This is a genomic window from Microbacterium sp. KR10-403, from assembly GCF_040196215.1.
GTDB lineage: Bacteria > Actinomycetota > Actinomycetes > Actinomycetales > Microbacteriaceae > Microbacterium.
Window position 1 is genome coordinate 46262 of the sequence record NZ_JBEGDC010000002.1, and the last position, 23644, is coordinate 69905.

A 23644-nucleotide genomic window follows, 5' to 3' on the forward strand; every position below is an offset into this window, starting at 1 on the left:
GAGACATCCATGCGAACCATCACCTTCACCCGCCGACGCACGGCCGTGACCGCCTCCCTCGTGGGCGGGGCCGCCCTCCTCATCGCGCTCGCCGGCTGCTCCGGCACGTCGGCGAGCGCCGATCCCGCCGCAAGCGCGTCGGCTCCGGCGCAGGGCCAGCAGAACGGCGGCGGCCAGGGCGGCAACGCCCAGGGCGCCGGGATCTTCGGCCTCATCGCCGCCACCGACGACGGCACCCTGCAGGTGCAGGGCGATGACGAGCAGACCACGGTCCGCTACACCTCCGACACCACGGTGAAGCAGACCAGCACCGTGAAGGCGTCGAGCATCGCGGTCGGCGACTGCGTCATGGCCGTCACCGGTCAGGACGAAGACACCGCCACCACGGTCACCGTCACCCAGCCCGACGACGATGGTTCCTGCTCCACCGGCTTCGGCGGAGGAGGAGGCGGTTTCGGCGGCGGCGCACAGCCGAGCGGCGCGCCCACCGACATGCCGCAGGACGGCAGCGGACAGGGCATGCCCACGGGGATGCCGCAGGACGGCACCGCGCCCTCCGGCGCCCCGTCGGGCGCCCCCGGCGGCGGGCAGAGCGGCACTCAGGGCGGCGGCGGATTCGGCGGATTCACGACGGGTTCGGTGACCAAGGCCAGCGCCACGTCGCTGACCGTGGAGACCACCTCGCAGGACGGATCGACCTCCACGAAGACGGTCACCCTGTCGAGCGACACCGTCGTGACGGCGACGAAGGATGCCACGGCCGACGCGATCGCCGAGGGGCTGTGCGTGCGCGCCACCGGCAAGGCCGACGACAAGGGCGGCTTCGACGCGACGGCGCTGACCCTGTCCGATCCCTCCTCCGACGGCACGTGCTCGTCGGGCACCGGCTTCGGCGGGCGCGGCGGTGACCGGCCGAACCAGGACGATCAGGGGACCACGAATGGCTGACACCGCCTCCGGGCGCCATGGTCTCGGCGGTCTGCTGGCCTCCCGGCGCAACAAGCTCATCGCAACCGGCGCCGTCGCCGTGCTCGTCGTCGGCGCCGGCACCGGCGTCGCGTTCGCCGCGACCCGCGGTGATGACGGCCGGTACCGACTCGCCACCGCAGAGAAGGCCGACGTCACCGAGACCCTGGCTCTGACCGGGCAGGTGTCGTCCTCCGACAGCGTGGCCGCGGCGTTCCAGGTCTCCGGCACGGTGGGGTCGGTCCTCGTCTCCCTCGGCGACGAGGTCACCGCGGGCCAGAAGCTCGCCACACTCGACAAGACCTCCCTGAAGAGCGCGGTGACCACTGCCCAAGACACGCTGGCCTCCGCCAAGCAGCAGCTCGAGGACGACCTCGACGCCCAGAGCAGCGGATCGTCCACCACCACGAGCTCGACGAGCTCCACGGGCTCGTCGTCGTCCGGCAGCGCGTCGACGGGCGGCTCCGCCGGCGCCTCGCCGTCCAGCGGCGGATCCGGCGGGGGCTCCTCGTCGGGCTCGTCCCCGTCCGGATCGACGCAGAGCGGAACCTCACAGAGCGGAACCTCACAGAGCGGAACGTCACAGGGCGGATCGACACAGGGTGGGTCATCGCACAGCGGGTCGACGAGCACCGCTGACAGCGCCGCCGTCACGGCCGCGAAGAAGAAGGTCACCGACGCGCAGGACGCTCTGCTCGCCCAGTACACGATCGCCGCAGACGCGCAGACGGCCTCGGCGCAGGCGACGACCGATGCCCAGACGGTCTGCGCGCCGTTCCTCGATGCGACCATCGACGCCGACGGGACCATCACGCCGTCGACGGACTCGGATGCCGCAACCTCCGACACGAGCAGCGACACGACCTCCGACACGAGCAGCGACACGACCAGCGACACCGACTCGTCGGATGCGGCCACCGGCACCGACACGTCCGATGACACGACGACCGGCACCAGTACGGGTGACGCGTCCTCCGACGACTCCTCCGGCACCACGTCCGCCGATCAGCTCGCCGACACCCAGTCGCTGCTGAAGGACTGCCAGTCGTCGATCTCCGACACGCTCGACAAGCAGCAGGCCACCGCAGACGCCCAGAGCGCTCTGCAGAAGGCCGCCGACGCCCTCGACGACGCCGTGACGGCTCTGACCACGGCGATGAACGGCTCCGCCACGCCGAGCGCATCCGCCACGCCGAGCGCATCCGCCACGCCCTCGCCGTCGGCATCCACGACCGCGAAGACGTCCTCGTCGACGCACACGAGCGCGACATCGGACACCTCCGGCACGTCCACGACGGAGGCCGCGAGTTCATCGGGCCTGCTCTCCTCGCTGTCCACGTCGGCCGCGGCATCCACGTCCACCACCTCCACGGCCTCCGCCTCCACGGGGACGGATGGCAGTCGGTCGGGATCCGGATCCGGCTCGGGCGCCAGCTCGAAGACCATCACCGCGGAGGACATCCTCGCCGACCGCGCTCAGATCCAGGTCGCGACCTCGGACGTGGCGATCGCGAAGCAGAACCTCACGTTCGCGACGCTCACGAGCCCGATCGCCGGGACCGTCGTGTCCGTGGCCCTCGCCGCGGGCGACGATGTCTCGGCCGCGTCGACGAGCGCCGTGATCACCGTGCAGGGCGACGGCGGATACGTCGTCACCTCCACGGTGCCGCTCGCGAAGATCGCGAAGGTCGCGGCCGAGCAGACAGCGTCCGTCACCCTGCCCGCCTTCGGCAAGACCTACACGGGGAGTGTCGCGAGCATCGGTGTGCAGAACGTCTCGGAGACGTCCACGCCGTCATACTCGGTGACCGTCGCCATCGACGCGGGCGACGACGATCTGCGGATCGGCGCCACCGCGCGCGCCACCGTGACCGTCTCGACCTCGCAGGACGTGCTCACGGTCCCCACCTCGGCGGTGACCACGAGCGGGTCGACGTCGACGGTGCAGGTCCTCAAGAACGGTGCGCCGACGACCGTCTCGGTCGAGGTCGGCGCCCAGGGCAGCGAGCGGATCCAGATCACGAAGGGTCTCGAGGCGGGTCAGCAGGTCATCCTGGCCGATCTGGACCAGGCGATCACCTCCGGAAGCGACGACGACAGCGGTTCGAGCGGCCTCTCGGGGCTGAGCGGCTCGAACAGCGGCCGCAGTGGATTCTCGGGGAGCGGGTTCTCCGGCGGTGGGTTCTCCGGCGGCCAGGGCGGGCCCCCGTCGCGCTAGACGCCGGGGAGTGCGGCGCGGCCATGCCTCTCGCTACTCTGGCGACATGTCCGACGCCGCACGCCCCCACGCCCCCATCCTCACCGTCACGGTCAACCCCGCCCTCGACGTCACGACCTCGACCGAGAGGGTCGTCCCCGAGCACAAGATGCGCTGCGGTGGAACGAGACTGGATCCGGGCGGCGGCGGAGTCAACGTCTCGCGCGCGATCCGCAACCTCGGCGGCATCACCACGACGCTGTACACGGCGGGCGGCCCGACGGGGCAGGCGTACCGGCAGCTTCTCGAGGCAGAGGGGCTGCCGGCCCGGGTGATCCCGATCGGCGGCAGCACCCGCGAGAGCTTCACGGTGGACGAGGACTCCACCGGGCACCAGTTCCGCTTCGTGCTGCAGGGTCCCGAGCTCGTCGAGGAGGAGTGGCAGGCGGTACTGGATGCCGTCGACCAGGATCTTCCCGAGGGCGGGTACATCGTCGCCAGCGGCAGCCTGCCGCCCGGCGTTCCCGACGACTTCTATGCCCGCATCGCCCGGCTCGCCGCCCGGCGCGACGCGCGAGCGATCATCGACGCGTCGGGGCCGTCGCTGCGCGCCGCGCTCGACGAGGGCGTGCACGTGGTCGCGCCGAGCAGGAGGGAGCTCGCCGAGCTCGTCGGCACCGACATCACCGATCTCGACAGCCAGATCGCCGCCGCGCAGCAGCTGGTCGCCGACCGGCGCAGCGCCCTGGTCGCTCTCACCCTCGGCGGCGCCGGTGCGGTGCTCGTCTCGGAGGGCGAGGTCCTCACGCTCCCCGCCGCCCCCGTCACGGTGCGCAGCACGGTGGGCGCGGGCGACGCTTTTCTCGCGGGGCTCGTCCTCCGCCTCGCGCAGGGCCGCAGCACGGCCGATGCGTTCCGCACGGCTTCGGCCAGCGGCGCCGCGACGGCCGCCCTGCCGGGCACGGCCCTCGGCGACGCGGAGACGGTCGCGCAACTCGAAGAGGTGCTCGCACGGGCATGACGCCTCAGACCGCCGGGTCTCCCGTGCGGCGTCGGGCGAACGCCGCAGCGACACCCGCGAGGCACAGCGCCACAGCGGAGGCACCGATGGTCCAGTAGAGGTCCCAGACCATCGATGCGCGCGTCATCCCGACGACGAGCGCCAGCACCCATGCCGCTGCGAGGATCGTGTATCCCCGTCCGAGGGCGAACAGCACCGCCGAGCCCACGGTGACGACGAGGCCGACCGAGATCGTGAGGAGCACCGCGGCATCGCCCTCACCCAACGGCCGCAGCGCCGGCAGCAGCGCCACCGCGGCCAGGCCGAACACCACCGCGCCCGTAATCCGCAGACCGAGTGAGCGTGCGGGATCGCCGCCTCGGGAGAGCGATCGGGGGATGCCGACGGCGAACCAGACCAGCAAGACGATCGGCAGGTAGAGGTACACCCGCCAGAGGAGCTCGTTGCCGAACCCCACGTCGAACAGCGCGAGGATGTTCTGCACGAGCGGGACGCCCGCGAAGAACACGGTCATGAGGATCGCGATGATCATCGTCGCCCGGCCGCGCGACCGCGCGGGGATGACGAACGGGACTCCGAGGAGCAGAACCGGGATCACCGCCAGCAACGGGTAGCCCGGGTTCAGCCCCGGCTGATCGGCCGCCGCCTCACCCTGGTCGGGCGGGTAGACGTCGTTCATCATGAGGAACGCCACGACCACCCCGATCACCACGGCTCCCACCACGCCGGCCGACAGCAGGATCGTCCGTGCGCGACCGGCGGCGCTCTCGTTGTCGCCGTCGCCCAGCTCTGCCAGGGACGCACGGGAGACAGCCCGCGCGGTGCCCAGCGCACCGAGCACCTGCGCGGCCGAGCGACCCGACTCGCGCGCATCGGCGATGTGCGCGCGCAGGTCGTCGAGGATGGCCTCGCGTGTGGTCGCCGGCACTCCGGCGAGCTCCCTGTTCACGGTTGCGAGGTAGTCCTTCACCTGCGCGTCCTCGCGGGATTCGGCTTCGTCGATCATCATGCACGCCCCTTCACGAGCTCATCGACCTGTGGACCGATCGACCGCCAGACGGCGGTGAACGTCTCAAGCTGGACACGGCCGCGATCGGTGATCGCGTAGTAGCGGCGCGGCCGACCGCCGCCCGGAGACTCCCACCGGGTGTCGACACTGCCGGACTCCCGCATGCGCGCGAGCAGCGGATACAAGCTGCCCTCACTGGCGGTCAGCTGTCGCTCCCCCAGGAGATTCGCCAGCTCGAGTCCGTACATGTCACGATCGGCGAGCAGCGCGAGAACGCAGTATTCGAGCACCCCTTTGCGGATGTTCGTCGCGATGCGCTCGGCCGTCTCGTCCATGGCCAGAACTTATCTTGCTACACAAGGCTTGTCAAGCAAGACTTGTGTAGCAAGGTCTGCTGCGTCAGCGCTGCTCGTCCAGAGCCTGCCGCGCAGCATCCATCGCCGCCGCCCCGTACCCTCGCCGAGCAAGCTGGCCGACGAGGCGCCGCAGCGCCACGTCGCGCTCCAGTCCGCGCATCGCGCGCGCCTTCTGCCGCGCGAACGCCAGCGCGCGCTCGGCGTCGTCGTCAGGCAGCGCCGCGAGCGCGGCGTCGACGACGTCGCGCGGAATGCCGCGCTTCGCCAGCGATTGCGCGATCGCGGTGCGCCCCTGCCCCTTGCGCTCCACGCCCGCATGCACGAGCTGTTCGGCCAGGGCCCGGTCGTCCAGATACCCGCGCCGCCGGAAGTCGTGGATCACGGCCTCGACCACGTCGCCGTCCAGGTCGCGCTCGGCGACCACGGCCCGGGCCTCGGACACCGACAGCTGCCGCGTGCGCAGCTTGCGGGTGAGATTGCTCTCGGCGATCTCCCGCTCGGCCTGCGTACGCTCGTCGAGCTCGACCTCACCGAGGGTCTCGTCGTCGGAATCGGCGTCCCATGTGGTGTGCCACGTGGGCTCGGCCGGCGCGGCATCGGTCGCCCCGAAGAGGGGGATGACGGGGGCGAGCGACTCCTCGCCCCCGTTCTCCGCCGTCATGATCAGGCCGGGCGGCGCTGGGCCAGCTCGTCTTCGGCAGGCTCTTCGACGGCCTTGGGCACGCCGATGCCGAGCTTCGCCTTGATCTTGTTCTCGATCTCGGCGGCGACGTCCTCGTTCTTGATGAGGAAGTTGCGGGCGTTCTCCTTGCCCTGGCCGAGCTGATCGCCCTCGTACGTGTACCACGAGCCGGACTTCTTGACGATCCCCTGTTCGACACCGAAGTCGATGAGGCTGCCCTCGCGCGAGATGCCGACACCGTACAGAATGTCGAACTCCGCCTGCTTGAACGGCGGCGCCATCTTGTTCTTGACGACCTTCACGCGCGTGCGGTTGCCGACGGCATCGGCACCGTCCTTCAGTGTCTCGATGCGGCGAATGTCCAGACGCACCGACGCGTAGAACTTCAGCGCCTTGCCGCCCGCGGTGGTCTCGGGCGAGCCGAAGAACACGCCGATCTTCTCGCGCAGCTGGTTGATGAAGATCGCGGTGGTCTTGGTCTGGTTCAGCCCACCCGTCAGCTTGCGGAGAGCCTGCGACATGAGCCGGGCCTGCAGGCCGACATGCGAGTCGCCCATCTCGCCCTCGATCTCGGCACGGGGCACGAGAGCGGCCACCGAGTCGATGACGACCAGATCGATGGCCCCCGAGCGGATCAGCATGTCGGCGATCTCGAGCGCCTGCTCACCGGTGTCGGGCTGGGACACGAGCAGCTCGTCGATGTCGACGCCGAGCTTCTTGGCGTAGTCGGGGTCGAGGGCGTGCTCGGCGTCGACGAACGCCGCGATGCCGCCGGCCTTCTGCACGTTGGCGATGGCGTGCAGCGTGAGTGTCGTCTTACCCGACGACTCGGGGCCGTAGATCTCGACGATGCGCCCGCGCGGCAGGCCACCCACGCCGAGGGCGACGTCGAGGGCGATCGACCCGGTCGGGATCACCTCGACGGGCGCGCGCTCGTCGCTGCCCAGCCGCATGACCGAGCCCTTCCCGAACTGCCGGTCGATCTGGGCGAGAGCCGATTCGAGGGCCTTCTCGCGATCCTGAGGTGTGGGCATGACGTGCTCCTTCTGCACTCGTGTTCCGTCGCCTGTAGGCTGTCGCGACCCGTCCCGGGGGGGGCGGATGCTGCGACAAGGCGTGAGGTGTCGTTCGACGCTGTCCACGGTAGGGGCGGGTTCCGACATCCGTCGCCGGATCGCTCGAATCTGTGGACAGAAGCCTTCGCGACTCCACTGTGCAGGAGCCTACGCGCACCTCGAAGCTATCTTCGACGACACGCCGCGCCTCACCGTGTCAGCGGCGCGGTTCGAGACGCCCCACTCCATGCCGGTGCGACTCGGGCACGTCCATCTCCTCGCAGAGGGCGAACCAGACCTCACGCGGCGGGACTCCGGCATCCATCGCCTCCGCCGAGGTGCGCCCACCGAGCGACGGGAGGGACAGATCCGCGACCAATGCGGCAGCGCGCGTGCCGAACTCACCGGCCACCGCGCGCTGGAACTCGCTGCGCCGCACGCGTCAGCGCAGCGACAGCTCGGGGCCGACCTCTGCCACGAGGTCGTCGGGGACGACGTCGGGGAAGGTCTGCAGGCCTTCGAGCACGGAGATGCGATCGCCGACCTCGCGCATGATCGTCGAGATGGGCACATCGAGCGCCTCGGCCACCGACGCGAGGATCTCGCTCGAGGCCTCCTTCTGGCCCCGCTCCACCTCACTGAGGTAGCCGAGCGCCACGCTGGCGCGGCCGGCGACCTGTCGGAGGGTGTGCCCCTTCTGCTGGCGGAAGTCGCGAAGCACTTCGCCGATCTCTTGTCGAACCAGGATCATTTCGGGCCCCCTCCTCACCGTGATTCCCTCGCTGTCCGGGTGCATAACAGTACAACACCTGTGCCGGTCAGACTAATCCCACGCTCTGTGGAATACATGGGAATCGCCGAATGAAACGCAACTGTGACGCCGGGTGTTCCCGACGTGTCAGATCGCTTCGACGACGGCCCGCAGAGCGTGCCGGACGGAGGCGTGCCGGATCTGCTCACGACCGCCGTCGAGCGACAACGGGACGACCCGCGCGCCCTCCGGCGTCGACACGCCGATGTACACCGTGCCGACCGGTTGACCGCCCTGCGGCTCGGGCCCCGCGACCCCGGTCGTCGCGACCCCCACGTCGGTGCGCACACCGTCGCGCCCGGTGACCGTGCGCACGCCCTCGGCCATCTGCCGCGCGACGTCGGGATGCACCGGACCGTGCGCGGCCAGGAGCGCGGCATCCACCCCGAGAATGGCGTGTTTGAGATCGGTCGCGTATGCGACGACGCCGCCGCGCACGTGCGCCGATGCACCGGGCACGTCGACGAGCGCGGAGACCAGCAGCCCGCCGGTGAGCGACTCGGCGACACCGATGGTCCAGCCGCGCTCCCCCAGGCGCCGCAGTGCCTCTTCGGCCTCGGGCAGCGCCGTCATCGCGAGGCCTTCTTCGCCCGCGCGGCACGCACCTCGGTGACGATGTAGTCGATGCCGCTCGCGACCGTCAGTACCACCGCGATCGCCATCAGAGTCCAGTTCACCCACAGCACCCAGTCGCCCACGAGCGTGAAGAACGGCAGCAGCGCGAGGCTCAGCGCCACCGCCTGTGCGACCGTCTTCAGCTTGCCCATCCACGCCGCCGCCAGCACGTGGTCGCTGACGACGATGAAGCGATAGACGGTGATGCCGATCTCGCGCACCAGCACGAGGATCGTGACCCACCACCACAGCTCGCCGAGGATCGAAAGGCCGACGAACGCGCACCCGGTGAGTGCCTTGTCGGCGATCGGGTCGAGGATCTTCCCGAGATCGGTCACGATGTCGTTCTTGCGCGCGATATGGCCGTCGATGCCGTCGGTCGCGATCGCGACGATGAACAGCACCGCCGCCCACCACCGCAACGGCCCGTCGGCGCCGGCGTCGGCCAGCAGCATCCACAGGAAGACCGGCGCGCACAGGATGCGCACGATCGTGATCGTGTTGGGAAGTTGGCGGGGAACGCTCACCGTCTCAGTATCCCAGGAGCGCTCACTCGCGACCGGTCAGACCCCACGCGTCTTCGTCGCCGTCGGCCTCGACCACCGGCAATCCGTCGAACTGCGCCTCCACCGGGTCGCCGCTGTACGGCTCGGGAGGGGTGGTGGATGCCGCGGCCGGCGCCGGCGGCTCGTCGCCGCGCAGACGGGCCAGGACCTCCGGCAGCTGATCGGGCGTCACGAGCACGTCGCGCGCCTTCGATCCTTCCGAGGGCCCGACGATCTCGCGGGACTCGAGCAGATCCATGAGGCGGCCCGCCTTCGCGAACCCGACGCGGAGCTTGCGCTGCAGCATCGATGTCGACCCGAACTGCGTCGAGACGATCTGCTCGGCCGCCGCCAACAGCAGCTCGAGGTCGTCGCCGATGTCGGCGTCCACCTCCTTGCGCTGCACGACCGCCTGCACGTCGGCGCGGTACTCGGGCTTGGCCTGGTTCGTGACGTGCTTGACGACGCGCTCGATCTCGGCCTCGCTGACCCACGCGCCCTGCACGCGGATGGCCTTGGACGCCCCCATCGGCAGGAACAGGCCGTCGCCCTGACCGATGAGCCGGTCGGCACCGGGCTGGTCGAGGATGACGCGCGAGTCGGTGACGCTGGTCACCGCGAACGCGAGGCGGGAGGGCACGTTGGCCTTGATCAGGCCGGTGACGACGTCGACCGACGGGCGCTGGGTGGCCAGCACGAGGTGGATGCCGCTCGCGCGGGCCAGCTGCGTGATGCGCACGATCGAGTCCTCGACGTCACGGGGGGCGACCATCATGAGGTCGGCGAGCTCGTCGACCACGACCAGCAGGTACGGGTAGGGCTTGAGCACGCGCTCGCTGCCCGGCGGCAGCTGGATCTCGTCGGCGATCACGGCCTTGTTGAAGTCGTCGATGTGGCGGAACCCGAACGACGCGAGGTCGTCGTACCGCATGTCCATCTCCTTGACGACCCACTGCAGCGCCTCGGCCGCCTTCTTCGGGTTCGTGATGATGGGCGTGATCAGGTGCGGCACACCCGCATAGCTGGTCAGCTCGACCCGCTTCGGGTCGACGAGCACCAGGCGCACTTCGCTCGGCTTCGCGCGCATGAGAAGGCTGGTGATCATCGAGTTCACGAAGCTCGACTTGCCCGAGCCTGTGGAACCCGCCACGAGCAGGTGCGGCATCTTCGCGAGGTTGGCGACGACGAAGCCGCCGCCCACGTCCTTGCCGACGCCGATGGTCATGGGGTGGTGCGAGTTCTGCGCGGTGGGCGAGCGCAGCACATCGCCGAGCGTGACGATCTCGCGGTCGGTGTTCGGGATCTCGACGCCGATCGCCTTCTTACCGGGGATCGGGGCCAGGATTCGCACCTCGTTGGATGCCACGGCGTAGGCGATGTTGTTGGTCAGGGCGGTGATGCGCTCGACCTTCACCCCGGGGCCGAGCTCGATCTCGTACTGCGTGACCGTCGGCCCGCGGGAGAAGCCGGTGACCTTCGCGTCGACCTTGAACTCGCGCAGCACGGTCGTGATCGCCGCGACGACCTTGTCGTTGGCCTCGGACCGCGTCTTGCCGGGCTCGCCCGCGACGAGGTTCTGGGCGGAGGGCAAGGTGTACGGGGCCGAGGGCGGCGCACCGTTGCCGGTGCCCCCGATGCCCGTGAAGCCGGGCAGCTCGCCGTCGATGGGCCCCGTGTCGCTGTCGTCGGCCAGACCGGTCGCCGACGAACCCGCGACGGCGCGCTGCGCACCCGCGAGCACCTTCGGGTCGATGATCTCCGTCGCCGCCTCCGGCGACACCGCGGGCGCGGGATCAGGCGCGATCGCCTGCTCGAAGCCGCCATGGTCCTCCTGCGGCGTCAGCAGCGACGTCAGATCGTCCGAGCCGAGGGTGCCGTCGGCATCCTTCTCCCGTCCCGTCTTGTTGCGCCGCCACCACGGCAGCTTGTCGTCGCCGGCCGCATCGTCGTCGTTCTCGGCGAAGGCGACGGTCTTCGCCGTCGACGGGTCCGCCTCGCCCTTCTCGACGCGCTCGGCGCCGAACATCCACGCATACAGGTCGCCCAGGCGCTGCCCGATGCGGTTCGGCGGCGTGCGGGTCAGGATGAGCACGCTGAGCGCCGCCAGCAGCACCAGCACCGCCGTGCCGCCGGGCACGGTGAGGTAGCTCAGCGGAGCCCCGATCATCCAGCCGAACAGTCCGCCGGCGACGCTGAGCGCCGGCAGTCCGTCACTGGGCGTCGGCATGCCGCCGTAGAGGTGGCAGAAGCCCGCGATCGACCACACGAAGAGGACGAAGCCGATGCCGATGCGTCCGTTGTCATGCACCGACGCCGGGTGGCGGAACAGCCACCCCGCCAGCAGCACGAGCAGGACGGGCATGATGAAGGCGGTGCGGCCCACGAGACCGCCGACCGAGTACGCGCTGATGTTCGCCGACACCGGCGAGCCGATCAGGAACCACTCGACCACGGCACCCGCGACCGCGAGCAGGACGATCAGGAACGGCAGGCCGTCGCGGCGCTGGTCCTTCTCGAGCGTCTCGGGCCCGAACGCCCGGAACAGCCCGCCCACCACGTGGGCCAGACCCAGCCACGCCCGCACGATGACGGGAGGCTTCTCGGGCTCGCCGACGTAGCGCTTCGGAGCCGGAGCCGGCTTCTTGGCACGCGACGAGGAGCCCTTGGCGGGCGTACGACTGCTCGTGGTGCTCTTGGGCATTGCTCCACGGTACCGCCCACCACCGACTCTCCCGCGGAACGACGCGGGTCTATCGGGTTCCAGGTCCCGATACTGTGCCCGAGATCGAGGCTACGCCTCGATCACCAACGGCACGATCATCGGGCGGCGGCGCAGACGCTGGTTCACCCAGCGGCCGATCGTGCGGCGCACGACCTGCGAGAGCGCGTGGTTGTCGCGCACGCCCGAGTGCACGGCCTCGGCGAGCGCCGCGGCGATCTTGGGCTTGACGTCTTCGAACACCGCGTCGTCCTCCGCGAAGCCGCGCGCGTGCACCTCGGGCCCCGAGACGACCTTGCCGGTGGCCGAGTCGACGACGACGATCACCGAGATGAAGCCCTCCTCGCCGAGGATGCGGCGGTCCTTCAGATCGGCGTCGGTGATCTCGCCCACGGTCGAGCCGTCGACGTAGACGAAGCCGATGTCGAGCTGGCCCACGACCTTCGCCAGGCCGTCGCGCAGGTCGACGACCGTGCCGTTCTCGCCGAGGATCGTGCGCTCGGCGGGCACGCCGGTGTCTTGCGCGAGGGCGGCATTGGCGCTCAGGTGCCGGTGCTCGCCGTGAATCGGCATGACGTTGCGGGGGCCCACGATGTTGTAGCAGTAGAGCAGCTCGCCGGCGGCCGCGTGCCCCGACACGTGCACCTTCGCGTTGCCCTTGTGCACCACGGTGGCGCCGAGCTTGGTCAGGCCGTCGATCACGCGGTAGACGGCGTTCTCATTGCCGGGGATGAGGCTGGATGCCAGGATCACCGTGTCGCCGGGGCCCGGTTCGATCGCGTGGTCGAGGTTGGCCATGCGACTGAGGACCGCCATCGGCTCGCCCTGCGAGCCGGTGGACATGTAGACGATCCTGTCGTCGGGCAGGTCCTTGGCCTTCTTGTAGTCGATGAGCACGCCCTCGGGCACCCGCAGGTACCCGAGCTGCTCGGCGATCGTCATGTTGCGCACCATGCTGCGGCCCAGGAATGCGACGCGGCGCCCGTGGGCGGCGGCCGCGTCGATGACCTGCTGCACGCGGTGCACGTGGCTCGAGAAGCTCGCGACGATGACCCGCCGCGGAGCCTTGCCGATCACCTGGTCGAGCACCGGGCCGATCGAGCGCTCGAGCGCCGTGAAGCCGGGCACGTCGGCGTTGGTCGAGTCGACCATGAACAGGTCGACGCCCTCTTCGCCGAGCCGCGCGAACGCGCGCAGGTCGGTGAGGCGGCCGTCGAGCGGCAGCTGGTCCATCTTGAAGTCGCCGGTGGCGAGCACCGTGCCGGCGACCGTGCGGATCGCGACCGCCAGGGCGTCGGGGATCGAGTGGTTCACCGACACGAACTCGAGGTCGAACGGTCCGACCTGCTCGCGCTGCCCCTCCTTCACGGTGAGGCTGTAGGGCTTGAGCCGGTGCTCCTTGAGCTTCGCCTCCACCAGCGCCAGGGTGAGGCCCGAGCCGATGAGCGGGATGTCGGGACGGTGCTTGAGCAGGTACGGCACGGCGCCGATGTGGTCCTCGTGACCGTGCGTGAGCACGATGCCGTCGACGTCGCCCAGCCGGTCCTTGATCGGCTCGAAGTCGGGCAGGATCAGGTCGACGCCGGGCTGGTTCTCCTCGGGGAACAGCACGCCGCAGTCGACGATGAGCAGGCGGCCGTTCAGCTCGAAGACGGTCATGTTGCGGCCGACCTCGCCGAGGCCGCCGAGCGGCGTGATGCGCAGGGTGTCGGGCTCGAGCGCGGGCGGGGCGACGACCTCCGCGAAGCTCATCGGGTCGTCCCCGAGATCTTCGGCAGGGCGCCTCCGGCGGCGGCGTTGCGGTCGGGACGGAAGTTGGAGAAGTCGACGCCCTCGACCTCGTGGACGAGAGCGAGCTCGTCCTCGATGATCGCGGCCTCCCATTCCTCGGGACCGACCAGCGGCAGTCGCACACGAGGGCTGGAGATGCGCCCCAGTCCGTGCAGGATGTACTTCGCCGACACGGTGCCGGGCACGTGCGTCATGACCGCGCGCACAAGGGGCTCGAGTCTCTTGTGCTCGGCCGTCGCGGCGGCGAGGTCGCCCCGGTTCACGGCATCCACGATCGTCCGATACGGCTGCGCGGCGATGTTCGCGGTCACGCCGACCAGGCCGGTCGCGCCGATCGCCAGGTGCGGCAGCACGTTGGCGTCGTCGCCGGAGAAGTACATCAGGTCGGTCTGATTGAGCACGCGCGAGACCTCGCTGAAGCTGCCCTTCGCGTCCTTGACGGCGAGGATGTTGGGATGCTTCGCGAGGCGCAGCAGCGTCTCGTACGCGATCGGCACCCCGGTGCGGCCGGGGATGTCGTAGAGCATCATCGGCAGGTCGGTCGCATCGGCGATCAGCCGGAAGTGCGTGAGGATGCCGGCCTGCGTCGGCTTGTTGTAGTAGGGCGTGACGACGAGGATGCCGTCCGCACCGGCCTTGGCGCTGTCGCGATAGAGCTGGATCGCGTGCGCGGTCTCGTTCGATCCACCGCCCGTGATGATCTTGGCGCGCCCGGCGGCGACGTCCTTGCCCATCTCGACGAGACGGATCTTCTCGGCGTCGGTCAGCGTGCTGGTCTCGCCGGTGGTCCCGGTGACGACGAGGCCGTCCGCTCCCGCGGAGACCACGTCGTCCATGTGCTTCTCCACGGCAGGCCAGTCGACTTCGCCGTCCGCCGTCATCGGCGTGACGAGGGCTACGAGTACCTGTCCGAAGGGATTGCCCGCGTGAGTCATGGTCTCAGGCTATCGGACCCGCTCAGCGCCCGCGCTGTCCCAACCCCGCGACGAGGCGATCGGGCAGCAGCGGCAGCAGCCGACGGATCAGCCGGTAGCGCAGCGAGGGCACCGACACGGCCCGGCCCCGGGCGAGGTCGCGCAGCGACTCACGCACCACGGTCGCGGCATCCAGCCACATCCAGCCGGGGATGCCCTCCTGGCCGGGCGGAAGTCCGAGACGCTCATGGAAGTTCGTGTGCACGAAACCAGGACACACCGCCGTGACGGTCACGCCGCGCGGACCGTACGTGACGTTGGCCCAACGCGAGAACGAGACCAGGAACTGCTTGACCGCACCGTAGCTCGAGCGCGGCATGAAGGCGGCGATCGATGCCACGTTGAGGATGCGCCCGTGGCCCCGGTTCAGCATGGGCCCCAGCGCTGCATGCATGAGCCGGAGCGGGATCTCATCGTGCAGGCGCAGGTGCCGTACTTCGGCCTCGACGTCGTTGCGCTCGAATGCGAGGGACATCCCGAATCCCGCATTGTTGACGAGGATCTCGACGGGATGCCGCGGGTCCACGAGCCGCGCGGTCACCGTGCCGAGCGCGTCGGCGTCGAGCAGGTCCGCCACGAGCACCTCGGCCGAGCGCCCGCGCTCACGCACCTGGACCGCCACGGCCTCGAGCGCGGCCCCGTCGCGGCCGACCAGCACGGCGTCCGCTCCCCGATCCGCCAACTGCCGCGCGTACTCCGCGCCCAGACCAGAGCTCGCGCCCGTCACCAGTGCCGTCACCATGGGCGACAGGCTAATGCCTGGCGGCGCGCGGCCGCGCGGCTCACGAGCGCCCTCCCGCCGGCGGAGGGTCGGCGCGTCCAGTGCACGCGGACGCGGTCACGCAACTCGGCGGGCACACGCAGCACGTCACTTCGTCGCAGTTCGATGTGCAGTCGCCCGTCATCCTCCACGTCGTCACCATAAAGAGCGAGCGCGCTGAGGCATGTGAGCCGCCCGCCCCACCGACACGCTTCGGCAACGGTCTCGTCGGTGTCGGGCAGGATGTACCAGCCACGGCGCACGCGCCGCAGAGTGCCATAGCTTGCGTAGAGCCGGATGTCGATGTCGCCGAGTCCCAATGCGTGAAGGTCGGCGGCGGATGCCACTCCCCCGCGCTCACGCAACGTTCGTTCCCACCTCAGGACTGTGCGCGTCATACGGCAAAGCCTCGCAGCGTGACACCATCGCCGCGCCGCTGTCTCGGACAGCGGTGGAGAATCTCGCTGCGTCCCGCACGAAAGGCCGTCTGTGGAGGAACCGGCGCGTCTCGCCGTCGTTCCATGCGGCAGCCACACCGCCTGCCGGGACACGCCCTTGACTCCCCTCCTGGGGATAAGGACACCCGCGCGCACATCATCACACCATCACGCCGTCCATCGCGGCCCTGCCGTGCGTCGTCCGGGTGGCACGAATGCGTCCTTATCCCCAGGAGCGTCTGCAACCTCGTCCTCGGTGCCCCGGGGAGGAACGACGCTCCCGCCGACCACCGGGCGCGAAAGCGGCGCTGCACCTCAGCGCTCGTAGCGCACGAAGCGATAGCGGACGCCGCTGCGCGACGTGTGCCAGCCCTCGAGGGGGTCGGATGCCACGACCCGCCATCCCGCGGCGCTCGGGGCCGTCGTGTCGCCGACCGCGTCGAGATCGAGCTCGGTGACCTCGAGCCGGTCCGCACGGGCGAGAGCCTCGCGGTAGACCTGTCCCCCGCCGATCACCCAGGTCCAGTCGGCGTCGCCGTCCGCGGCGAGCGCCAGCGCGGCATCCACCGATGCCGCGCGCTCGGCCCCGGCGGCCTCTTCCGTGCCGGCCCACTCGTCGTTGCGCGTGACGACGATGTTGCGCCGGCCCGGCAGCGGACGGAAGCGCTCGGGGAACGACTCCCAGGTCCGCCGCCCCATCACCACGGGCGCACCCATCGTGACCTCTTTGAAGTGCGCAATGTCCTCCGGGACATGCCAGGGCATGCCGCCGTCGGCGCCGATGACACCGCCCCGGGCCTGCGCCCAGATCATGCCGACCGCCATGTCAGACGGCGACGGAGGCGCGGATCGTCGGGTGGTGCCGGTAGTCCTCCACGACGATGTCGTCGTACTCGTAGTCGAAGATCGACGCGGGCTTCCGCGTGAACCGCAGCGTCGGGTACGGGTACGGGTCGCGGCTCAGCTGCTCGGCCACCTGCTCGCGGTGATTGTCGTAGATGTGGCAATCGCCCCCCGTCCAGACGAACTCGCCCGGCTCGAGGCCCGTCTGCTGCGCCACCATGAGCGTGAGCAGCGCGTACGAGGCGATGTTGAACGGCACGCCCAGGAACAGGTCCGCGCTGCGCTGGTACAGCTGGCAGGACAGCCTGCCGCCCGCGACGTAGAACTGGAAGAGCGCATGGCACGGCGCCAGCGCCATCTGCGGGATCTCGCCCACATTCCACGCCGAGACGAGGAGCCGGCGCGAGTCGGGCGTCTCACGGATCTGCTCGATCACCTGCGCGATCTGGTCGATGTGCTCGCCTCCCGGCGTCGGCCACGACCGCCATTGCACGCCGTAGACCGGGCCGAGCTCGCCCGCGGCATCCGCCCACTCGTCCCAGATCGTGACGCCGTGATCGCGCAGCCAGGCCACGTTCGACTCGCCTCGCAAGAACCAGAGCAGCTCGTACGCGATCGACTTGAAGTGCACGCGTTTGGTCGTGATGAGGGGGAACGAGTCGGCCAGATCGAAACGGATCTGGCGCCCGAACACACTGGTCGTGCCGGTGCCGGTGCGGTCGCTCTTGTGGGTGCCGTGCGCGAGCACGTCGCGCAGCAGGTCCTCGTACGGCGTCGGGATGCTCACATCCGCCAGGATACCGTCGACATACTCCGTCATCCGGGCCCGCGTGCGGCGCGGCGATGGTTACCGTCGATATATGCCCCCCTGGATCGCCGTGCTCGTCGTCGTCATCCTCGTCGTCGTCACCGCGCTGGTCGGGTGGCTGCTGCGCCGGCGCGAAAGCCGCCCGCGCCGCGCCGCGGCGATCGAGTCCGACTGGCTGGAGGCCGACGCCCGCGGCGACCAGGCCACCCTCGTGCAGTTCAGCACCGAGATGTGCACGCGATGCCCGCAGGTGCGGCGGATGCTGCGCACCCTCGTCGACGACGCGGACGGCGTCGCCCTCGCCGAGGTCGATCTGACCCACCGCGCCGACCTCGCCGCGCGTCTGCACATCCTGCAGACGCCGACGGTGTTCGTGCTGGACGCCACGGGCGCCGTCCGCTCGCGGTTCGCCGGCGTCCCCCGCCGCGACGCCGTCGCCGCCGAGCTCGACCGTGTGATCGGAGAACCCGCCCGTGTCTGACACCCCCGCCGGGATCGACCCCCGCGGCCCCCGCTTCGGCGCCGCGATCACCTCCGTGCTGCTGCTCATCGTCATCGTCCTCGGCCTGACCGGCCTGTCGACCCTGCAAGTGGCCGGTAGCGCGTCCTTCGGCTGGTTCGCATATCAGCCGCTGGCCGGCACCGCGTTCGGGCCGTTGTACTCGCTTCCCCTGGCGCCGCTGGGCGCCCGCATCCTCGACCCCGCGTTCCTGCTCCTTCTCGTGGTCGCGCTCCTCTTCCTGTGGAGCGTGCTCTCGCCGCGCACGGCGCCGTGGGGCGTGCTGTACCGGAAACTCGTGCAGCCCCGCCTGAAGCCCCCGACCGAGCTCGAGGACCCGCGCCCGCCGCGCTTCGCCCAGGGCGTCGGGCTGCTGGTGAGCGTCATCGGCCTGGTGCTGCAGCTCGCGGGAGTGCCGTGGGGCCTGCCGATCGCCGCGGCCGCCGCGTTCATCGCCGCCTTCCTGAACGCCGCGTTCGGATTCTGCCTGGGCTGCCAGCTCTACCTGCTGCTGCAGCGGGTGGGCCTCGTCGGGCGCCGCCGCGCCGCGTAGGCTGGGCGTCACGCCGACCGACGGAGGACCTCATGAGCGTGACCAGCGAAGCCACCGCCCAGTGGAAGGGCACACTGTTCGAAGGATCGGGCCAGGTGAGCCTGACCAGTTCTGGACAGGGCCCCTACCCCGTGAACTGGAAGGCCCGCAGCGAGGGCTCCGACTCGGTGACCACCCCGGAAGAGCTCATCGCCGCCGCCCACGCCTCGTGCTACTGCATGGCGCTCTCCAATGCCCTGGCGCAGAACGGCACCCCGCCGCAGAGCCTGGAGGCGTCGGCATCCGTCACCTTCGTCCCCGGCACCGGGATCACCGGCAGCCACTTGAACGTCTCGGCGGTGGTGCCGGGCATCGAGGAGGCCGACTTCGACCGCATCGCCGAGGAGGCGAAGGCTGGCTGCCCGGTCTCGCAGGCCCTCGCGGGCGTCGAGATCACGCTCGAGGCGTCGCTTGGCTGAGGCCTCCCCCGCCGCCCGCCGCGTCGTCGTGGCGGGCGCATCCGGCCTCATCGGTCACGCGCTCGTCGCATCGCTGCGCGCGGATGGCATCGCGGTCACGCGCCTCGTGCGGCGGGCACCGCGCACCCCCGACGAGGTCGAGTGGCTCACCGCCGCCGACCCCCTGAATCCTGACGTGCTCGCGGGCGCCGACGCGGTTGTGGGGCTGAACGGCGCAAGCATCGGCCGGCTCCCGTGGACCTCCCGGTATCGCAGCACGCTGCTGTGGTCACGTCTGACGCCGACGCGCACGCTGGCGGCCGCGGTGCGGACGCTGGGCGCCGACGCCCCTGCGCTCGTGAGCGCCTCGGCCGTCGGGTACTACGGCAGCGCCCCGCACACGCCGCTGCGCGAGGACGCCGCACCCGGCGACACCTTCCTCGCCCGCTTGTGCGTGGAGTGGGAGGATGCCGCGCTGCGCGCCGGCACGCAGACCCGGGTGGCTCTGCTGCGCACCGCACCGATCATCCATCGCGACGGCGTGCTGAAGCCTCTGCTCGCCCTCACCCGGCTGGGCATCAGCGGACCCCTGGCCCGCGGCACCCAGGTCTGGCCGTGGATCACCCTCGATGACGAGGTGCGGGCGATCCGCCACGTCATCGACGCCGAGATCGACGGGCCGGTGAATCTCGCCGCCCCCACCCGCGCGACGGCGAACGACATCGGGTTCGCACTCGCGGTGCGGATGAGCAGGCCCTACCTGTTCCGTGCGCCCGCGTGGACACTGCGCCTCGCACTCGGCCGCGCGGCCGCCGACGGACTCCTTCTGGGCGATGCGCACGTCGTGCCCGGCGTGCTGGACGCCACGGGCTTCTCGTTCCGACACGCGCAGCTCGACGAGGCCGTCGCCGCGGCCGTCCCCGCTCAGGCCGCTCTGTCCGCCGCTTCGAGCTTGAGCGACTGACGGATCGCGCTGCGCGCGCGCTTGCGGTCACCGGCCGCATCGTAGGCGAGGCCCAGCCGGTACCAGGCACGCCAGTCGTCGGGGTTCTTCTGCACCTCGTCGCGGTAGCGCGGGAAGACGCCGTCGGCGTCATCGCGCACGACGCGTCCGCTCGCATACACCGCCACGTCGTCGTCGGGCAGACCGCCCTCGGCCTCGAGTCGGCGCCCGGCACGGTCGGCGCGCACGCCGAACCAGAGTTCGCGCGCGATCGACCATGCGGCGATCACCGGCAGCACCACCAGGCACACGCCCATGATGATCGCAACGGGTCTGCCGGTCGCGAGCATGATCCACGCCGAGCGCGCGATGACGACCAGGTAGATGACCAGTGCCGCGACGACGACACCGATGACGATGCGGGTCTTGAACGCCTTCATCGGCCGCCGATGCCGATGTCGATGAAGCTGTCGAGCCCGACGATCACCCCGCGCGCGCCCACGGCGTGCTGGAGGGCGAGACGGATGCCGGGGGCATAGGCCGCCGCCGAGTCGACGGTGTCGTGCACGATCGTCAGCGACTCGCCCGCGCCCGAGAGGATGGTCTCCTGCCGTGCGATCACGCCCGGCCGGCGCAGAGAGTGCACCGGAACGGAGGCGACCTGCTGTCCGCGCGCACGCTGGTCGACGTGCGGTGCGAGCACCGGGCCCTGCTCGGTGCGCGCGGCGGCGATGAGCTCGGCGGTGCGCACGGCGGTGCCGCTCGGAGAGTCGACCTTGGTGTCGCGGTGGGCCTCGACGATCTCGGCCGACGGGAAGAACGGGGCCGCCGCGGCGGCGAGCGCCGAGCCCAGCACGGAGCCGAGCGAGAAGTTCGGGATGAAGACCGCGCCCGTGCCGGCGGCGTCGACGAGCGGGCGAACGAGCGCGATGCGCTCGGATGACCATCCGGACGTGCCGATGAGGATGTTGATCCCCCGCTCCACCGCGGCGCGCACGACATCGACGGAGACGGCCGGGGTCGAGGCATCCACCACCAGATCGGCGCCGTCGATGAGGGCGATGTCGTCGCGAGACGACAGCGTCGCGTGCACCTCGAAGCCGTCCTCGGACTCCACCACCGAGCGGATGATGCCGCCGAGCTTGCCGGTGCCGCCCACGATAGCCACACGTGTCGTCATGACTCCAGCCTACGTTGCGCGGAACAGCTCAGACGCACGGATACGCTCGTTCCATGGCGTCTGTACAGCCCCTTCCCGTGGACGACCCGATCTCGCGCGCGCTGCTGGCCGAATACGTCGCGATGCGCGCCGAGAGCTTCCCCGGTCAGTACACGCCGGCAACGCCCCCGCGCGCGATGTTCGAGCCGCCGGCGGGCGTCTTCCTGGTCGTGCGCGACGACGCTGGCGAACCCGTCGGATGCGGCGGCATCCGCCGCCTGCCCGACGGCCCGGCGGGCGTCCGCTACGAGATCAAGCACCTGTACCTGCAGCCGTCCACACGCGGCCGGGGATGGGGCCGGATGCTGCTGAACGAGCTCGAGCGCCGCGCCCGCGAGTGGGATGCCGCCGAGCTCGTGCTCGACACCCACCACACCCTCGAGGCGGCCGGCGGGCTCTACGCGTCGAGCGGCTTCATCGCGATCGAGCCGTACAACGACAACCCGAACGCGACGCGCTGGTACGGCAAGACGCTGAGTTCATAGGCCGGTCACACCGGGAGCGACTCGGGCAGACCCGTCTGCAGCTCATACGGCAAATGGGCCAGGTCGTTGTGGGTCAGCAGCGTCCAAGGACGGCCCGGCTTCTGCGAGATGACGGTGAGCCCGCAGTGCGCCTGATTGAGCGTCATCCACCGCCACTCCGGCATCTGCAGCACCTCGCGCACGAACCAGGCGATCACGAAGTTGTGCGTGATGAGCACCTCGTGCACATCGCCCTGCTTACGGACGAGGAACGCGTTGATCGCGTCGTTCATCTGGGCGCGACCCGCGTCGATCTCCTCCTCGGTGACCGAGCCGAAGAACGGCTCGTAGACCGCCGGCGTCTCTTCGGTCATCCCTGTCGGCACGCAGTCGAACAGCAGCGCGGACGGCTGGGGGTCGACGGACGGCAGCCGGTCGGCGACCGCGCGGGCGGTCTCTGCCGCACGCTCGAGCGGCGAGTGCCACACGGCGCTCAACGGCAGCCCGGACAGGCGGTCGGCGAGTGCCTCGGCCTGGCGGCGACCGCGCGGCGACAACGGGCCGTCGGCCACCCCCTGGTCCGCGTCCTGGTGCTCGCCGTGCCGCACAAGGTAGATGTAATGCGTCACGGTTCTCTCTCTCCATCGCGAGGGGTGCGGGCCGAAGCCCCTCCTCCACCCTAAGCGAACCGATCAGGCCGCGGCGCGCGCGATCTCTGCCAGCTGCGTGCGGCTGAGGCGGATCCCGACGCCCTGCACGAGCTCTTCGACCTGGTCGGGAGCGTACGCGTTCACGATGGGCGCCGTGATCGCCCGCTGGGCGAGCAGCCAGCCCACGGCGACGGCCGCGGTCGGCACGCCCAGCTCGACGCCGACGGCGTCCAGCGCACGAAGCGTCCGGGCGCCCCGGCGGTTCATGCTGCCGGCGAGCTGTGCACCGCGCACCGAGCGCCCGATGTCACCGCGCGTGCGGTGCCGGCCCGACAGATATCCGTGCTCGAGGGCGTGCGAGGGCGTGACGGCGATCCCCTGGGCGCCCACCACGAGACGCAGATCGTCGTCGAACTCCCGACGGCGCAGCACGTTGAAAGGAACGTCGATGACCGTGAACCGCGGATAGCCCGCAGACGAGAGGATGCGCGCTTCGACGAGCTGCTCGGCGGTGAAGCCGTACGCCCCGATGCTGCGGGCCTTGCCCGTGTCGACGAGCCACTCGGCCGTGGCGAGCGTGTCTTCCATGACACCGACGCCGGCCGTGGCATCCACATACAGCACATCGATGCGATCGGTGCCCAGCCGTGTCAGCGACGCCTCGACCGCACGCACCAGGTTGACCGGATCGGTCCCCGGGTTGTCGGGATGGCCGCCCACCCGCACCGCGAGGACCATGTCATCACGCGTGCCGCGGGTGCGCAGCCACTCGCCCATGATGTGCTCGCTGCGGCCGCCGGCGAAGCCGTCGGCGGTGTGCAGTGCATTGCCGCCGAGTTCGCAGTACCGGTCGAGGATCTCGTGCCCGGCCTCCAGGTCGACGTTCCAGCCGAACTCGGCACCGCCGAGCATCAGCGGGAAGACCTCGATGCCGGTCTCTCCGAGCCGCGTGCGCACCGCGGCGCCGATCGGCTCGCCTTGCACGGGGATGGGTGCCGAAGGATGGACCGGCAACGGCGACGTCGACCCCCCGGCCGTGCTCGCCTGCTGCGCTTCGATGTCGACGCGACTCATCCCACACCCCCTCACGAATCGTTGCGATCCGCGTGATCACTGTGTGCGCCCCCCGGCGCGTACTACGAGGGTAAGTCACCGAGTGCGACGATCAGCACCACTGAAGGACATCCGGATAAACATTCCGTAACGCTTTACCGACATCCGTGTCATTTGTCCTCCGTTCGGCGGACAAACACGGCGTGATCCGGAGAAAAAAGCGGATGCCCGCCCCCG

At 70.4% G+C, this 23644-nt stretch carries 27 protein-coding genes; 8 read left to right on the plus strand and 19 right to left on the minus strand.

Features of this window, described 5'->3' with window-relative positions; all coding sequences use genetic code 11:
- The first annotated feature begins 9 nt into the window (after positions 1 to 9).
- From ABMQ42_RS03985 to ABMQ42_RS03995, 3 genes are read left to right on the plus strand one after another with little or no spacing between them, the layout of a single operon-like run.
- Positions 10 to 948, plus strand: a complete 939-nt coding sequence (locus ABMQ42_RS03985; RefSeq protein ID WP_349721565.1) for a hypothetical protein — start codon at positions 10 to 12, stop codon at positions 946 to 948.
- Positions 941 to 3184 (plus strand): efflux RND transporter periplasmic adaptor subunit, encoded by a 2244-nt coding sequence (locus tag ABMQ42_RS03990; protein WP_349721566.1) that lies wholly within the window; start codon positions 941 to 943, stop codon positions 3182 to 3184. Before ABMQ42_RS03985 ends, ABMQ42_RS03990 begins: the two co-directional genes overlap by 8 nt.
- 46 nt (positions 3185 to 3230) lie before the next feature.
- Positions 3231 to 4184, plus strand: a complete 954-nt coding sequence (locus ABMQ42_RS03995) for a 1-phosphofructokinase family hexose kinase (protein WP_349721567.1) — start codon at positions 3231 to 3233, stop codon at positions 4182 to 4184.
- A gap of 4 nt (positions 4185 to 4188) precedes the next feature.
- Here the strand turns inward: ABMQ42_RS03995 and ABMQ42_RS04000 are convergent, their stop codons facing one another.
- From ABMQ42_RS04000 to ABMQ42_RS04070, 15 genes are all read right to left on the minus strand, one after another.
- A complete protein-coding gene (locus ABMQ42_RS04000; RefSeq protein ID WP_349721568.1) occupies positions 4189 to 5193 on the minus strand; it encodes an HAAS signaling domain-containing protein in 1005 nt (334 codons plus the stop codon).
- Positions 5190 to 5528 carry a PadR family transcriptional regulator gene (locus tag ABMQ42_RS04005; RefSeq protein ID WP_349721569.1) on the minus strand — a complete coding sequence of 113 codons (339 nt, stop codon included), beginning with the start codon at positions 5526 to 5528 and terminating at the stop codon, positions 5190 to 5192. The genes ABMQ42_RS04000 and ABMQ42_RS04005 overlap by 4 nt, the downstream gene beginning before the upstream one ends.
- A 64-nt stretch (positions 5529 to 5592) precedes the next feature.
- Complete coding sequence (locus ABMQ42_RS04010) at positions 5593 to 6210, minus strand: regulatory protein RecX (RefSeq protein ID WP_349721570.1); 618 nt, start codon at positions 6208 to 6210, stop codon at positions 5593 to 5595.
- A gap of 2 nt (positions 6211 to 6212) precedes the next feature.
- A complete protein-coding gene (recA, locus tag ABMQ42_RS04015) occupies positions 6213 to 7265 on the minus strand; it encodes a recombinase RecA (RefSeq protein ID WP_349721571.1) in 1053 nt (350 codons plus the stop codon).
- 238 nt (positions 7266 to 7503) lie between these two features.
- Complete coding sequence (locus ABMQ42_RS04020; protein WP_349721572.1) at positions 7504 to 7725, minus strand: DUF3046 domain-containing protein; 222 nt, start codon at positions 7723 to 7725, stop codon at positions 7504 to 7506.
- A 3-nt stretch (positions 7726 to 7728) separates the two neighbouring features.
- Positions 7729 to 8037, minus strand: coding sequence for a helix-turn-helix domain-containing protein (locus tag ABMQ42_RS04025; RefSeq protein WP_349721573.1), 309 nt, complete (start codon positions 8035 to 8037; stop codon positions 7729 to 7731).
- 147 nt (positions 8038 to 8184) lie between these two features.
- The gene (locus tag ABMQ42_RS04030; RefSeq protein ID WP_349721574.1) at positions 8185 to 8670 is read right to left on the minus strand and encodes a CinA family protein; all 486 of its coding nucleotides are present in this window, start codon (positions 8668 to 8670) and stop codon (positions 8185 to 8187) included.
- A complete protein-coding gene (gene pgsA / locus ABMQ42_RS04035; RefSeq protein ID WP_349721575.1) occupies positions 8667 to 9239 on the minus strand; it encodes a CDP-diacylglycerol--glycerol-3-phosphate 3-phosphatidyltransferase in 573 nt (190 codons plus the stop codon). The genes ABMQ42_RS04030 and pgsA overlap by 4 nt, the downstream gene beginning before the upstream one ends.
- Before the next feature lie 22 nt (positions 9240 to 9261).
- Positions 9262 to 11958 carry an FtsK/SpoIIIE family DNA translocase gene (locus ABMQ42_RS04040; protein WP_349721576.1) on the minus strand — a complete coding sequence of 899 codons (2697 nt, stop codon included), beginning with the start codon at positions 11956 to 11958 and terminating at the stop codon, positions 9262 to 9264.
- A 90-nt stretch (positions 11959 to 12048) separates the two neighbouring features.
- Entirely contained in the window at positions 12049 to 13728 is a 1680-nt protein-coding gene (locus ABMQ42_RS04045; protein WP_349721577.1) for a ribonuclease J, read from the minus strand.
- On the minus strand, positions 13725 to 14702 hold the full coding sequence (gene dapA / locus ABMQ42_RS04050; protein ID WP_349721578.1) for a 4-hydroxy-tetrahydrodipicolinate synthase: 978 nt from the start codon (positions 14700 to 14702) through the stop codon (positions 13725 to 13727). The genes ABMQ42_RS04045 and dapA overlap by 4 nt, the downstream gene beginning before the upstream one ends.
- Before the next feature lie 22 nt (positions 14703 to 14724).
- On the minus strand, positions 14725 to 15483 hold the full coding sequence (locus ABMQ42_RS04055; RefSeq protein WP_349721579.1) for an SDR family NAD(P)-dependent oxidoreductase: 759 nt from the start codon (positions 15481 to 15483) through the stop codon (positions 14725 to 14727).
- Positions 15477 to 15848 carry a hypothetical protein gene (locus tag ABMQ42_RS04060; RefSeq protein ID WP_349721580.1) on the minus strand — a complete coding sequence of 124 codons (372 nt, stop codon included), beginning with the start codon at positions 15846 to 15848 and terminating at the stop codon, positions 15477 to 15479. Before ABMQ42_RS04060 ends, ABMQ42_RS04055 begins: the two co-directional genes overlap by 7 nt.
- A 405-nt stretch (positions 15849 to 16253) precedes the next feature.
- On the minus strand, positions 16254 to 16763 hold the full coding sequence (locus tag ABMQ42_RS04065; protein ID WP_349721581.1) for a dihydrofolate reductase: 510 nt from the start codon (positions 16761 to 16763) through the stop codon (positions 16254 to 16256).
- Position 16764: 1 nt separating this feature from the next.
- The gene (locus ABMQ42_RS04070) at positions 16765 to 17601 is read right to left on the minus strand and encodes a thymidylate synthase (RefSeq protein ID WP_349721582.1); all 837 of its coding nucleotides are present in this window, start codon (positions 17599 to 17601) and stop codon (positions 16765 to 16767) included.
- A gap of 40 nt (positions 17602 to 17641) precedes the next feature.
- Between ABMQ42_RS04070 and ABMQ42_RS04075 the strand changes: the two genes are divergently transcribed.
- The 4 genes from ABMQ42_RS04075 to ABMQ42_RS04090 are packed head-to-tail and all read left to right on the plus strand — an operon-like array spanning position 17642 to position 20042.
- A complete protein-coding gene (locus ABMQ42_RS04075) occupies positions 17642 to 18070 on the plus strand; it encodes a thioredoxin family protein (protein ID WP_349721583.1) in 429 nt (142 codons plus the stop codon).
- On the plus strand, positions 18063 to 18641 hold the full coding sequence (locus ABMQ42_RS04080; RefSeq protein WP_349721584.1) for a DUF4395 domain-containing protein: 579 nt from the start codon (positions 18063 to 18065) through the stop codon (positions 18639 to 18641). The genes ABMQ42_RS04075 and ABMQ42_RS04080 overlap by 8 nt, the downstream gene beginning before the upstream one ends.
- 32 nt (positions 18642 to 18673) lie before the next feature.
- Complete coding sequence (locus ABMQ42_RS04085) at positions 18674 to 19099, plus strand: OsmC family protein (protein ID WP_349721585.1); 426 nt, start codon at positions 18674 to 18676, stop codon at positions 19097 to 19099.
- A complete protein-coding gene (locus tag ABMQ42_RS04090; RefSeq protein WP_349721586.1) occupies positions 19092 to 20042 on the plus strand; it encodes a TIGR01777 family oxidoreductase in 951 nt (316 codons plus the stop codon). Before ABMQ42_RS04085 ends, ABMQ42_RS04090 begins: the two co-directional genes overlap by 8 nt.
- Here ABMQ42_RS04090 and ABMQ42_RS04095 read toward each other — a convergent pair.
- Positions 20003 to 20461 (minus strand): hypothetical protein, encoded by a 459-nt coding sequence (locus tag ABMQ42_RS04095; protein WP_349721587.1) that lies wholly within the window; start codon positions 20459 to 20461, stop codon positions 20003 to 20005. The genes ABMQ42_RS04090 and ABMQ42_RS04095 overlap by 40 nt on opposite strands.
- The gene (gene dapB, locus ABMQ42_RS04100) at positions 20458 to 21201 is read right to left on the minus strand and encodes a 4-hydroxy-tetrahydrodipicolinate reductase (RefSeq protein ID WP_349721588.1); all 744 of its coding nucleotides are present in this window, start codon (positions 21199 to 21201) and stop codon (positions 20458 to 20460) included. Before dapB ends, ABMQ42_RS04095 begins: the two co-directional genes overlap by 4 nt.
- Before the next feature lie 53 nt (positions 21202 to 21254).
- On the opposite strand from dapB, the gene ABMQ42_RS04105 reads away from it, so the two are divergent.
- Complete coding sequence (locus tag ABMQ42_RS04105; protein ID WP_349721589.1) at positions 21255 to 21725, plus strand: GNAT family N-acetyltransferase; 471 nt, start codon at positions 21255 to 21257, stop codon at positions 21723 to 21725.
- A 5-nt stretch (positions 21726 to 21730) separates the two neighbouring features.
- Here the strand turns inward: ABMQ42_RS04105 and ABMQ42_RS04110 are convergent, their stop codons facing one another.
- The gene (locus tag ABMQ42_RS04110; RefSeq protein ID WP_349721590.1) at positions 21731 to 22333 is read right to left on the minus strand and encodes a histidine phosphatase family protein; all 603 of its coding nucleotides are present in this window, start codon (positions 22331 to 22333) and stop codon (positions 21731 to 21733) included.
- 63 nt (positions 22334 to 22396) lie between these two features.
- Positions 22397 to 23428 (minus strand): aldo/keto reductase, encoded by a 1032-nt coding sequence (locus tag ABMQ42_RS04115; protein WP_349721591.1) that lies wholly within the window; start codon positions 23426 to 23428, stop codon positions 22397 to 22399.
- Positions 23429 to 23644 lie beyond the last annotated feature (216 nt).